Here is a 13,360-nt window from a genome sequence, read left to right on the forward strand (position 1 = left end):
GCCCTTTCGGCCGCCGCGGACGACGNCCATGCCATCCACCCGGGGGATCACATCGTGCTCATCGTCGAGGACGACGCGATGTTCGCCTCGGTGCTGCTGGAGCTTGCGCGCGAACGCGGGTTCAAAGGCTTGATCGCGCAAGACGGTGCCGGCGCGCTGAGCCTCGCCCACCGCTTCAAGCCGCACGCCATCACCCTCGATATCGGCCTGCCCGACATGGACGGCTGGGCCCTGCTCGACCTCCTGAAGAACAACTCCCGCACCCGCCACATCCCGATCCACGTCATCTCCGTCAACGACGAGAAGAAGCGCGGCCTGCGCGCCGGCGCGTTCGGCTTTCTGGAGAAGCCCGTGGAGCGCGAGGGCCTGCTGCGGGCCCTGGAGCTCTCGAAGGATTTCATCACGCGGCCCGTCCGCAACCTTCTGCTCGTCGAGGACGACGAGAACCAGCGCGCCAGCATCACGGCGCTCCTGAGCGAGGAGGACGTCAAGATTTTCGGGGTCGGCACGGCGTCGGCCGCACTGGAAGCCCTGACCGGCGGCCGGTTCGATTGTGCGATCATCGATCTCGGCTTGCCCGATATCGGTGGTTCCGAGCTGATCGAGCAGATCCGCGCCTCGCAGGACGGGGAGGAACTGCCGATCATCGTCTATACCGGTCGGGCGCTCACGCCCGCCGAGGAGCAGCAACTGAGGCAGACCGCCTCGACGATCATCATCAAGGACACGCGCTCGTCCGAGCGACTCCTCGACGAGACCGCCCTGTTCCTGCATCGGGCCATCGCCAGCGCCCCGGCCGACGAGCAGGGTCTCGGCGATCGCAGTGACGGCGTGTCTCTCCAGGGCTGCCGGGTCATCCTGATCGACGACGACCTGCGTAACATCTTCTCGCTCACGAGCGCCCTGGAGCAGCACGGGCTTGAGGTTCTGTTCGCGGAGAGCGGGCACGACGGCATCGCGCTGCTCGAATCCCATCCGAACATCGACGCGATGTTGATCGACATCATGATGCCAGGAATGGACGGCTACGAGACGATGCGTGCGATCCGGGTTCAGGGCGCATTCCGAACCCTGCCGCTGATCGCCGTGACCGCGAAGGCCATGAAGGGCGACCGCGAGAAGTGCCTCGAGGCGGGCGCGTCGGATTACGTCTCGAAGCCGATCGACATGGACGAGCTTCTGGCCGTGCTGCGGGTGCAGTTGGCACGACGGGGCGAGATCGCCGACGGTGTGCCGCCGCTACGCGCGGAAGCGAGAGACTTCGAGCGGCAACCCCGATGAGCCGCCGACTGGATCCCCATCCGGCTGGTCCGGACGATACCGCAGGACAGCTCGGCTTACCCACCGAGCTGGCCCCGGTCCGAGCCAAGATCCTGATCGTCGATGACGACCAGCGTAATCTGCTTGCCGCCTCCGAGATTCTAGCCGATCCCGAGACCGACTTGATTCTAGCGAACTCGCCGGAGGAAGCCCTACGCCGGGCCCTCCGGGAGGACTTCGCCCTCATTCTGCTCGACGTACAGATGCCGCGCATGGACGGCTACGAGGTGGCCGCCCTCATCCGCAGCCGCTCGCGCACATCCCGTGTCCCGATCCTGTTCCTCACGGCCCACAACAAGGACGACATCCACATCTTCCGCGGTTACTCCGCAGGCGCGGTCGACTATGTCTTCAAGCCGATCCAGCCTTTGGTGCTGAAGTCGAAGGTCGATGTCTTCGTTGATCTGTACCGCAAGACCGAAGAGATCAAGCGCAACGCGACCGCCGAGAAGCGTCTGCTCCTGGAGAACCTTCGCGTACGCGGTGAGAAACTGGAAGCCGAGCAGGCGCTGCGCAGGCGGGAAGAGCATCAGGCCGCTGTCCTGCGCGGCCTTCCCATCGCCCTCTACACCTCACCGATCGGCGTCGCCGACCGACGCCTCTACTTCACCAACGACAGCATCGCGCGCATCACGGGCTTCTCGCGCGAGGCCTTCGCCACCTCCGGCCTCTGGAACTCCCGCCTCGAAGCAGACGACCGTGAGCGCGTGTCGGCGGCGCTGCGCGCGGTCCTCGAGACCGGCGAGGTGGCTCTGGAGTATCGCTGGCGCAACGCGGATGGCTTGGAGCGGCACATCCTCGACCAGATCGCGGTGAACCGTGATGAGAGCGGCACGGCGGTCGAACTCTTCGGGATGTGGTTCGACGTGACGGAGCGCAAGGAACTTGAACTCAACTTGCAGCACGCTTCGAAGCTCGAGGCGGTGGGCCGCCTAACCGGCGGGATCGCGCACGATTTCAACAACATGTTGAGCATCGTCATCGGCAATCTCGACTTGGTCAAGGGCGCGTTGCTGGGCAATGAGAAGGCGCACCGCCGCATCGAGAGCGCTATCGAGGGGGCCCATCGTTGTGCGGAACTCACCAGCCGGCTGCTGGCCTTCTCGCGACGCTCCCCTCTCCAGCCGAAGGCGCTGACCTTCGCGAACTTCATTCCTGGCCTGATCAAGCTTCTGGAGCGCACGCTCGGCGAGCGGATCACGATCTCCGCGGATCTGGAGGCGGGACTGCCGGAAGTCTGTGTCGATCACGCTCAGTTCGAGGCCGCTCTCATCAACCTCGCGGTGAATGCCCGGGACGCGATGCCGGACGGAGGGACCTTGGACATCCGCATCAGGCGCCGCGACCCCACTGGGCCGGAGGGGGTCGAGGACGTGCGTTTCGTAGAGATCACGGTCGCCGACTCGGGCACGGGGATGTCACCTGATGTTCTGGCGCGCGTCTTCGAACCCTTCTTCACGACGAAGGAGGTCGGCAAAGGCACGGGCCTCGGTCTGAGCATGGTCTACGGCTTCGTGCAGCAGAGCGGCGGGACCATCGTTGTCGACAGCACGCCGCATCAAGGCACCCGTTTCCTCGTCACGATGCCCGTGCTCGCTGAAGGAAGTCCCAGATCGGAAGAATGCGCTGCGGGTGCGACGAACGAGCCGCCGAATCCGATGAATGGTGCCGGTAGGGCCGTGCTTGTCGTCGAGGACGACGCCGATGTTCGCTCGACCGTTGTCTCGACCCTCGAGGCCCTCGCGTTCGAGGTGCTCAGTGCGCATGATGCCAGCGAGGCTCTGCACGTTCTGCGGAGGGAGGCGAATATCTGCCTCGTTTTCAGCGACGTGAACATGCCCGGCGCGATGAACGGCATCGAGCTCGGACACATCATCCGGCAGCAATGGCCACACATGCAGATCCTGCTGGCCTCCGGTTACCTTCGGGAAGGTCAGGATGCCAATGACTTCCCCTTGCTGCAGAAACCATTCCGTGCGGACGACTTGATTGACAACCTGCGGGAGCTGCTTGGCAACGCGCGGGGGTGAAGCTTTCTCGATCGCGCCCGAGAGAATCGACAGCGGAACGCGTGCCGATCGCAGACAGGCGCGGCGATTTTGCCCGGCAGAGATTCCCGGGATCTGTGGAGATCCGCCGTCCCCGCGTATCGGCACAGGGCTGCCGGCGTTCGGGTTCCCGGTAAGACGGCCAGCGGTGCCCCAAGACGGTGCGTGCGAACGTCACCCGGGCGACGCCGGTTGTCGAGGGATGGACGCGCGGCCTGTCGATCAGCCGTCCGTCGCACGCACCGGGATGGACGGGTTCAGTCGGCCGAGCCGGCCGACTTCCGCGGCAACGTCCTGCAAGCTGGCGTCACCCTTGCGCAAGATCCGGTCGGCGGCAGACAGATCATGACGCTCTTCCTCCGAGACGTCGCGGGCACTCAGGACGACCACCGGAACTTCGTCGCCGCCTGGCATTGCCCGCAGGGCGCGCAGGAATGCGAAGCCGTCCATCACCGGCATGGTCAGGTCGAGGAGCACGAGCCCCGGGCGCGCCGCGCGCACGCTGGCCAGGGCCTCGGCCCCGTCGCCGGCCTCCCGAACCGCAAACCCCTGGCGCCCCAGCACGGTGCGGAGCCGGCGCCGCATCTCGGCGTCGTCATCCACCACCAGCACGTCGCCCGCGCCCGCGCCGATCCGGTCGAGCACCCCCTTCAGGCGGCTCCAGTCCACCGGCTTCGGAAGCGAACCGGCCGCCCCGAGCGCGGCCCCGAGTGCGGCATCGGCCACGAAGCTGACCATGATCACCGGGATGTCGCGGGTGGCGTCGTCGCGCTTCAGCGCGGCCAGCACGGCCCAGCCGTCCATCTCCGGCATCATCACGTCGAGCAGCACCGCGACGGGCTGCAACTGGCGTGCGAGTTCGAGACCCGACCGTCCGTCGACCGCAGCCTGGGCCGCAAAGCCCTGGCGGGCCAGGAAGCGGATCATCAGCTCGCGCTGGCTTGACTCGTCGTCGACGACCAGGACCAGACCGCGCGTGCCGTCCGCCGTGCCCCCGTGAAGGGCCGGAGGATGCCCATCCGCGATCTCGGGCCCGGGCATGGTCGCCGGCAGTGCGAGGGTGAAGGTCGTGCCCCGACCTTCGGCGCTGTCCGCGGAGACGTCGCCGCCCATCAGATTGGCGAAGGCCTTGGTCAGTGCCAAGCCCAGTCCCGTGCCGCCGTACTTGCGCGTCGTCGATTCGTCGGCCTGCACGAACCTCTGGAACAGCCCGGCGAGCTGCTCGGGCGTCATGCCGATGCCGGTATCCGACACGGCGAAGGTCAGCCGGTCACCGTGGGGTCCGGGCTCGCGCCGGACCCGCAACGTCACGGTCCCACCCTCGGTGAACTTGGCGGCGTTGCCGAGCAGATTGAACAGGCACTGGCGCAGTTTCACCGCGTCGGTCTGTGCATGGCCAAGGTCCGGAGCAAGGTCGAGGACGAGGCGATTGCCCTTCTTGGCCACGAGACCCTCGACGGTCGCGGCGGCGTCTCGCACGAAGGCCTCGACGGCGACGTCCTCGGCCAGGACGTCCATCTTCTCGGCCTCGACCTTCGAGAGGTCGAGGACGTCGTTGATCAGCCCGAGAAGGTGCTGGGCGTTCGAGCGGATCTTTCCGAGATCGGCCTGGAACGTGTCCTGCCCGAGATCCTCCGCCTCCTCCTGAAGCATCTCGGCGTAGCCGATGACCGCCGAGAGCGGCGTGCGCAGCTCGTGGCTCATGTTGGCGAGGAACGCGCTCTTGGCGCGGTTGGCGGCCTCGGCCGCATCCCGGGCATCCCGCAGGGCGGCCTCGTGGGCGTGACGGGCGCTGACATCCGCGTGGACGCCGACCCATTCGCGGATCGCCCCGTCCGCATCCCGCACGGGCACGGCGCGCACCGCGTAGTGCCGCCAGCTGCCATCCGATGCGCGGACGCGGTGTTCCACGGCGTAGGCACCGCCCGTCCGGGACGCCTCCTGCCAGATCCGGAACGTCTCGGGGAAATCCTCCGGGTGGATCGCTTTCGCCCAGCCGCGACCGCGATACTCAGCGAAGGTATGGCCCGTGATCTGCTCCCAGCCCGGCTGCTCCTCGATGAAGTCGCCGGCAGCGTTCGTCGTCCACATCACGCCATCGACGGCCCGGACCGCGGAGCGGAAGCGCGCTTCGCTGACGTGTAGGCGCCGCTGGGTGCGCCGCTGGTCGAACGAACCCGCCATCATCGCCAGGAACAGGACGACGAAGGTGATACCGGCCACCGCCAGGGCGAGATCCTGCTGGCCGGTGGACAGGATGGCCGTGTGGGCCGGGTGAGCACCGGCCTCCTCGGCTGTGAAGGTCGCGGCGGCCATGCCGGTGTAGTGCATGCCGGCGACCGCCAGCCCCATGACGCCGGCGGCCATGAGCCTCTGCCAGGGGCGGTTGCGACGGAAGGTGAGCCACAGGGCGGCGGTCGATGCGGTGACGGCGATGGCGACCGACACGGCGACGATGCGCGGGTCGTAGGCCAGGTTCCCAGGGACCCGCATCGCGGCCATGCCGGTATAGTGCATGGCCGCCACGCCGAGGCCCATCGCCGAGCCCGCGACGAGCAGCGGCGCGGTGGCGATGCCTTCCCGCGCCACCCAGGCAAAGGCCGCGGCCGTGCTGCCCACAGCGATCAACAGCGACAGGACGGTCGTGCCGAGGTCGTACCGCGCCGGCATGCCCATCTCGAAGGCAAGCATTCCGACGAAATGCATGGCCCAGATGCCACCGCCCATGGCGAACGCGGCGGCTGCGGCCCAGGCCCAGCGCGGACCGGAATCGGGCTGGCGGATGCGCGCTCCGAGGTCGAGCGCCGCATAGGATGCGAACACCGCGATCACGATGGAGAGCGCCACAAGGGCCGGGCTGTAGCCGGTATGGATCATACGAGGATCGATCAGGGAGAGGTCGGGCGTCGGGCGCCTGGGAGGGCGGACGAATCTGCGGGCGGCGACGGAGCGTGTCCACTCACCGATGCGTTTGGCTTCGGTATCCGCCCGCGCGGGACGCCGATAGCGTGGCATTGTCGCGCGACGACCGCGGTGAAGAGGTCGGCTCAGGCCTCCCGCGAGCCCGAATCCCATTCCGGGGATGAGAGATCGGGGTCGGCTCACGTGGCTTTCGATCACGCTGCGGACAGCGGCTCAGGCATGTAGCTGGGCCCGCCCACGCTGGCGGACCGTGACGGGCACCGCTCATGCACCGACGCGGACAGGAGATTCACGCGGCGCGTGACGCGTGCGACTCCGGGCGACGGTCGTGCCCATATCGTCCTAGGGCAGGATCGCCGATCAGCGCGCGTCCGGATCCCGTCAGCACCGTGGGCATGGCCGAGCGGAGTCGGGGACAGCCACGGGTCGATTTCGGCCAAGCCGTCTGGTCCCGTCGGCGTCGGACTTGGTGCAACCGTCGCAGTCGGCGCGCGCCATGCAGGATGCGGATGGGACCCATTCCCCGGATCTGCGGGAACCGGGACGCCAGGGTCAAAATGCGGACGCAGACGTTGCATCCGAGCGCCAGAAGCATCACACACGCACCAGATTTCCGGACCGTTCGGTGCGCAGCCCATGAGCGAGGCGCACCGAAGAGTCGGCAGTTCGGCGCCGTCCGTGATCGTCCAGACAACAGGAACTTGTGATGAAGACGCGCGCGGCTGTCGCGTGGGAGGCCAAGAAGCCTCTCACGATCGAGACCATCGACATCGAGGGGCCCAAGGCCGGCGAGGTTCTCGTCGAGCTGATGGCCACCGGGATCTGCCACACCGACGCCTACACGCTGTCGGGCCTCGATTCCGAGGGCAAGTTCCCGGCGATCCTCGGCCATGAGGGCGCGGGCATCGTCCGCGAGGTCGGCGCCGGCGTCACCACGCTGAAGCCCGGAGACCATGTCATCCCGCTCTACACGCCGGAATGCCGCAACTGTAAGTCCTGCCTGTCCCAGCGCACCAACCTGTGCACCGCGATCCGGGCGACCCAGGGCCAGGGCGTGATGCCGGACGGCACGAGCCGCTTCTCCTGCGTCTCGACCGGCGGCAGCCCGGGCGGTTCGAGCACCGTATTCCACTACATGGGCTGCTCGACCTTCTCGAACTTCACGGTCCTGCCCGCCATCGCGCTGGCCAAGATCCGCGAAGACGCCCCCTTCGACAAGATCTGCTACATCGGCTGCGGCGTGACCACCGGGATCGGCGCAGTGATCTACACCGCCAAGGTCTGGCCGGGCGCCAACGTGGTGGTGTTCGGTCTCGGCGGCATCGGCCTCAACGTGCTCCAGGCTGCCCGGATGGTCGGTGCCGACAAGATCATCGGCGTCGACATCAACCCGGAGAAGCAGGCCATGGCCCGCAAATTCGGCATGACCGACTTCATCAATCCGAACGAGGTCGGCACCGACAAGGTGGTTCAGGCCATCGTCGATCTCACCGGCGGCGGCGCCGATTTCTCCTTCGACTGCACCGGCAACGTCCACGTGATGCGCCAGGCCCTCGAGTGCTGCCATCGCGGCTGGGGCGAGTCGATCGTCATCGGCGTGGCGGAAGCCGGCCGCGAGATCTCGACCCGTCCGTTCCAGCTCGTCACCGGCCGCGTCTGGAAGGGTTCGGCGTTCGGCGGCGCGCGCGGACGCACGGACGTGCCGAAGATCGTCGACTGGTACATGGAGGGTAAGATCAACATCGACGATCTGATCACCCACACCATGCCGCTGGAGGAGATCAACCACGGTATCAACCTCATGCACGAAGGCAAAGTCGATCCCATCCGGGGTGTTCTACTAAGGAAGACAGATCCGGGGTTCCCCCCGCCTGCGAGGTCGGGGAGCCCCACGAACGCCCCCGCATTCCCGAGCCCGGGATCCGGCCCCCGAGCGGGGGCTCTAGGCGCCCGAGCAGGAGATCACAGCTGATGGAAACCGTCTCGAAGGCCCGCGCCCACGGCGGCACGCAGGGCGTCTACAAGCATGACGCGCAGACCACCGGATGCCCGATGACCTTCGCGGTGTTCGTACCACCCCAGGCCGAGAAGGGACCAGTCCCGGTGCTGTGGTACCTGTCCGGGCTGACCTGCACGCACGCCAACGTCATGGACAAGGGTGAGTATCGCAAGGCGGCAGCCGATCATGGTGTGATCGTCGTGGCTCCGGATACCAGCCCGCGCGGTCCCGGGATCCCGGACGAAGAGGGCAACTGGCAGTTCGGCTCCGGTGCCGGTTTCTATCTGGACGCCACCGAGGCGCCCTATGCGAAGAACTACAAGATGTGGAGCTACGTGACTGAGGAGTTGCCGGCCCTGATCGCGCGGGAATTCCCCGCCGATCTGTCGCGCCAGGGTATCTTCGGCCATTCCATGGGCGGCCACGGAGCGCTCACCATCGCGCTGACCTACCCGGAGCGCTTTAAGTCCTGCTCCGCATTCGCGCCGATCGCACAGCCGTCCACGGCCGGCTGGTCGAAGCCTGCCTTCGAGAAGTACCTCGGGTCCGACCCGGCCGCCTGGCGCGCCCACGACGCCACCGCGCTGATCGAGGACGGCAAGCGCTTCCCCGAGATCCTGGTGGATCAGGGCACCGCCGACAGCTTCCTTCAGGACGGTCTGCGCCCCTGGCTGCTTGAGGAGGCCTGCAAGAAGGCCGGCATCGCGCTGACGCTGAACATGCGCGAGGGCTACGACCACTCCTACTTCTTCATCTCGACCTTCATGGCCGACCACATAGCCTGGGCTGCCGCGCGCCTGAAGTAAGTTTGTCAGCACCCTCGGCCCAGTCGGGAAGCGATGCTTCCCGACCTCGGGTGGAAGACGCCGTCCTGGGCGCCCGCGGAGGCTCGATCCCCCCGCTTTCGGGAAGCCCAGGCGGTTTTCCGCATGCCCGACATGGATCGGTTGGAGCTCGTCCGCTTGTGCAGCGCGCCCTCTGCAAGGCGGACGTTTGACTTCCGGCCAGACCAACGCACGCCGGATCGCCGAAGCCCGCAAGACCGGGCATCCGGGTTTGCGCTCCATTCGGCTGAACGGCGAGGGGCGGAAACGTCCCCCGAAGCCGGCACGGTTCCGGGGCGAGATCGATCCGCTTCACGTCCCTGACCGGAACCAGGCCGACCGACTGGCGCGACGTCTGTCAGGACAGGATCCCGGCGGCGCGCCCGGACATCTCGGGACCTCGTCGTTGCGAACCCAACGGTCGCCCTGATCAATCAGGTGTCCGGCCACCAAACCGGCAACGGCGGCGACACCGCCCTTCAGAAAGCGCCGCCGGGCGGGGATATCGGTGTCGTCGTCGGGCATGGCCGTGCGATCCGAAGTCGAAGGCGCTTGCGGCCGGGGCACGGTCATGCCGCTCCCCGGTCGGACGCGGCGTGCAGCGTGGAGAACGGGTCGGCGGGACGCGGCAGGCCGAGATTCTCCCGCAGGGTCGTCCCCTCGTATGCCTCCCGGAACAGGCCCCTTCGGCGCAGTTCGGGGATCACCAGGGAAACGAAATCGTCGAGGCCTCCGGGCAGGGTCGGCGGCATGATGTTGAAGCCATCCGCGCCATAAGCCTCGAAGCGCTCCTGCAGGGCGTCCGCGATCTGCGCCGGCGTGCCGACGATCGTCCAATGTCCACGGGCGCTGGCGGCCCGCAGGTACAATGCGCGGATCGTCAGCCCTTCGCGGCGGGCGAGACGGAGGAAGAGATCCTGACGGCTCTTGCCGCCGTCGGTCTCCGGAAGATCCGGCACGAGGGCATCGTCCGGGTAGGCGGAGAGATCGGCGCCGATGAGCTGCTGCAAGAGCGCGCGGCCGACCACCGGATGAATCAGCTCCTGCAGGGACGCGAATTTGTCCTGCGCCTCGGCCTCCGTCCGGCCCACGACGGGGAAGGCGCCCGGCATGATCTTGAGGTGGTCGGGGTTGCGGCCGTGGCGTGCCATCCGATGCTTCACGTCGCCGTAGAAATCCACCGCGTCCTCCAGGGTCTGCTGGGCGGTGAAGATCACTTCGGCGGTGCGGGCGGCGAGGGCTTTGCCCGCCTCCGAAGAGCCGGCCTGAACCACCACGGGATGCCCCTGCGGCGGCCGGGGGACGTTGAGCGGCCCCCTCACCGAGAAATGCGCGCCCGCGTGCGCGAGCAGGCCTAGCTTGTCCGGGTCGAAGAAGCGGCCGGTCTCGCGGTCGCGCACGAAGGCGTCGTCCGCGTAGGAATCCCAGAGGCCGCGGACGACGTCCACGAATTCCTCCGCTCGGGCGTAGCGGTTGGCGTGGGCGAGATGGCTCTCGCGGCTGAAGTTCCAAGCCTCGCGCGGATCGGCGGAGGTGACGAGGTTCCAGCCCGCCCGGCCGCCGCTCAGGTGATCGAGCGAGGCAAACTTCCGCGCGACATGGAACGGCTCGTTGTAGGTCGTGGAGGCGGTCGCCACGAGCCCGATGCGCTCGGTGACCGCCGACAGGTGGGACAGCAGCGTCAGGGGCTCGAACTGGCCGACATAGCGGATCGCCGTGCGGCTCAGGGCGTCGAGATCGTCCCCGCGAATGCTGACGCCGTCCGCGAGGAAGAGCAGATCGAACTTCGCGGCCTCCGCGGTCCGGGCGATCTGCCGGTAATGGGGGGCGTTGATCCCGGCATCGGGCTGGGACGACGGATGCCGCCACGCGGCGACGTGGTGGCCGCCGGGATACAGGAACGCGCCCAGGCGCATGCGGTCGCGGCGTGCCATACCCGTCGCCCCCTCACGCCGAGCCGACCCGGTATTGCCGGGGCGGCGCTTCCCCGGAAATCGCGAAGGCGCCGACGGAGCGGTCCCGGTAGATCCGCGGGTTGTGGGAGGCGATGGTGCGGGCGTTGCGCCAGTAGCGGTCGAGCCCGTTCCCGACCTTCACCGCCGAGGCGCCCAGCGCGTCGAACAGGCTCGTCGTCGCGCTCAAGATCAGGTCGGTCACCACGCTGACCGCTTGGTTGACCTCGACATCGGCGAGCGTCGCCTGACGCTCCACGTCCGGCGATCCGGCCCGGTGCGCGTCGTGGACCCTCTGGAGGGCCTCCGCGACCTTCAGGACGATCGCGCCCGCCGCATAGGCGTTGGCACGCACGCGCCCCACCACCGCCTGGATCTGCGGGTCGTCAGCCGTCCGCCCGGCATTGCCGTGGCTGTAGACGCGGGTCCGCGCGGCCACGAGCCGTGCCACGTCGTCAGCCGCCGCCCGGCCGATCCCGGCGAGCGTCGCGAGATGAACCAGCTGGAAGAACGCCATCGCATAGGGGAAACGGGCCGGATCAGGCTTGATCAGGTCGGGGGCGAGCACCACGCCTTCGAAGGTCGCGGTGCCGCTGGCTGTGAGCGACTGCCCGAACCCGTCCCAGTCGTCGACGATGGTCACCCCCGGCGCGCGCACCGGCACCGCCGCCGTCACCGGGCCGCCCGCCTCGTCATCCGCCGAGAGGTGGATGTAGTCCGCGAACAGCGAGCCGGTCGTGTAGAACTTCCGGCCGTCGACAACGCGGACACCGTCACGCTGGCGCACCACCGTGTCGAATGCGCCGACCTTGGCGGGGCCCGTCTCCGAGACGCCGCTGCCGATCGTCTCGCCCGCGCCGATCCGGCCGATCCAGGCCGCGCGCCATTCGGGCGAGGACGAGCAGAGCGCATCCTCGGTGAAGCCGAAATGCGCCCGCAACGCATTGGTGACGTTGGAATCGGCGCTCGACAGCTCGATCAGCAGAGCGAACAGTTCCGACAGGCTGGCGCCGTGGCCGCCCTCGGACGGCGCGAGGCGCAGCGTGGTGAAGTTGGCCTCCCGCAGCCAACCGATCTCGGCATGGGGCAGTCGGCGGGACCGATCCCGCTCGACCGCCGTGGCGCGGATCTCGGCGAAGACCGGCCGAAACCGGTCCGCGAGTTCCTCGTAGCGCCCGCTCGGCCCCGCACCCCAGCCCGCTTCCGTCTGAGACATGAACACGACTTCCCGATTCCGGCCGACGGCCCGACAGCGATGCCCCTGGAATCGGTGAGTTGTTCCCGGATCTCAAGCCGAATGGTCTTGCACTATCCGTTTTTGGAAACTCGGTCTTGCAAGGAAGACGCTTCGGAGATTTTCATTTTCTTCAACGTCCCAGAGAGAAAAGGCTGCCTCTTCGGGCCCATGATTCGTGGATGATCCGACAAAGATCGATCGTCGGCGCCGAATTCCGAACTTTCGGGCGTCGACAGTGAAAGAATACTTTTCCGATCGCCCGTCGAGGAACGGTCTGCCATGCTGCAACGGCAAATCGAAAACACGTTTCATTGATCCGGCGCCCCCGGGCGGCTTTCAATACGGGGCCGGCCTCTTCTTTTCCCTGCCGCGTTGTGAGCCTTCGATGACCGACGAGACCCTCTGGCGGATCGCGCCCTCCCGCCGCTCGCTCCTGCGCACCGGACTCGGCGGCGCGGCCGCCGTCGCGCTCGGTGCCCCTGCCGTGCACGCGGCGCCGCGCGAGGTGAAGATCAGCATGCAGCGCTCGTCGGTGCTGTTCACCGTGCTCAAGGTGAAGGGCACGCTGGCCGAGCGGCTCGCTCCGCTGGGCTTCACGCCGACCTGGCACCTGTTCACCAGCGTGATCGAGCCGATGAATGCCGGCGCGGTCGATATCCATGCCGACGTGGCCGATGCGGTGCCGATCTTCACCCAATCGGCCAAGGCGCCCCTCACCTTCTACGCCCGGGAGCGGGGGGCGCCTTCGGCCGAGGCGATCATCGTGCCGGACGAGTCGCCGATCCGCACCATCGCCGATCTGAAGGGCAAGACGGTCGGCGTCTCGCGCGGCTCGGGCAGCCATTACGTGCTCGCCGCCGCGCTGAAGCGCGACGGCCTCACGCTCGGCGATATCACGCCCGCCTATCTTCAGGCGCCGGAAGGGGCCGTGGCCTTCGAGCAGGGCCGCCTCGATGCATGGTCGATCTGGGATCCGTTCCTGGCCTTCGCGGCGGCGAAGCGCCCTGTGCGGGTCATCGCCGACGGCAGCGGGCTCACGAGCTATCACCGGTATACCT

At 67.7% G+C, this 13,360-nt stretch carries 8 protein-coding genes and 1 pseudogene; 5 read left to right on the forward strand and 4 right to left on the reverse strand.

Annotation, left to right across the window (positions count from 1 at the left end; genetic code table 11):
• Both I53_RS04230 and I53_RS04235 read left to right on the forward strand, forming a co-directional pair.
• Nucleotides 1-1,281: response regulator (locus I53_RS04230; RefSeq protein ID WP_043347023.1), on the forward strand; the 1,281-nt coding region annotated here is incomplete at its 5' end.
• Nucleotides 1,278-3,350: a response regulator gene (locus tag I53_RS04235; protein WP_043347025.1), complete on the forward strand. Its 2,073-nt coding sequence runs from the start codon at nucleotides 1,278-1,280 to the stop codon at nucleotides 3,348-3,350. The genes I53_RS04230 and I53_RS04235, both read left to right, overlap by 4 nt.
• Before the next feature lie 240 nt (nucleotides 3,351-3,590).
• Here I53_RS04235 and I53_RS04240 read toward each other — a convergent pair whose 3' ends face one another.
• Complete coding sequence (locus I53_RS04240) at nucleotides 3,591-6,245, reverse strand: MHYT domain-containing protein (RefSeq protein WP_051044662.1); 2,655 nt, start codon at nucleotides 6,243-6,245, stop codon at nucleotides 3,591-3,593.
• 751 nt (nucleotides 6,246-6,996) lie between these two features.
• Here I53_RS04240 and I53_RS04245 point away from each other — a divergent pair.
• Nucleotides 6,997-8,130, forward strand: a pseudogene (locus I53_RS04245) (S-(hydroxymethyl)glutathione dehydrogenase/class III alcohol dehydrogenase); the annotation flags it as partial.
• Between the two features lie 131 nt (nucleotides 8,131-8,261).
• On the forward strand, nucleotides 8,262-9,095 hold the full coding sequence (gene fghA / locus I53_RS04250; RefSeq protein ID WP_043347027.1) for an S-formylglutathione hydrolase: 834 nt from the start codon (nucleotides 8,262-8,264) through the stop codon (nucleotides 9,093-9,095).
• A 330-nt stretch (nucleotides 9,096-9,425) separates the two neighbouring features.
• Here fghA and I53_RS32965 read toward each other — a convergent pair whose 3' ends face one another.
• The 3 genes from I53_RS32965 to I53_RS04265 are packed head-to-tail and all read right to left on the reverse strand — an operon-like array spanning nucleotide 9,426 to nucleotide 12,281.
• Nucleotides 9,426-9,638 carry a hypothetical protein gene (locus tag I53_RS32965; RefSeq protein WP_139231603.1) on the reverse strand — a complete coding sequence of 71 codons (213 nt, stop codon included), beginning with the start codon at nucleotides 9,636-9,638 and terminating at the stop codon, nucleotides 9,426-9,428.
• Between the two features lie 44 nt (nucleotides 9,639-9,682).
• A complete protein-coding gene (locus I53_RS04260) occupies nucleotides 9,683-11,047 on the reverse strand; it encodes an LLM class flavin-dependent oxidoreductase (protein ID WP_043347031.1) in 1,365 nt (454 codons plus the stop codon).
• Nucleotides 11,048-11,060: 13 nt separating this feature from the next.
• Complete coding sequence (locus tag I53_RS04265; RefSeq protein ID WP_043347036.1) at nucleotides 11,061-12,281, reverse strand: monooxygenase; 1,221 nt, start codon at nucleotides 12,279-12,281, stop codon at nucleotides 11,061-11,063.
• Between the two features lie 406 nt (nucleotides 12,282-12,687).
• Between I53_RS04265 and I53_RS04270 the strand changes: the two genes are divergently transcribed.
• The coding region (locus I53_RS04270) for an ABC transporter substrate-binding protein (RefSeq protein ID WP_051044663.1) at nucleotides 12,688-13,360 on the forward strand (673 nt) is incomplete at its 3' end.

The organism is Methylobacterium sp. B1 (assembly GCF_000333255.1).
Lineage (GTDB): Bacteria > Pseudomonadota > Alphaproteobacteria > Rhizobiales > Beijerinckiaceae > Methylobacterium > Methylobacterium fujisawaense.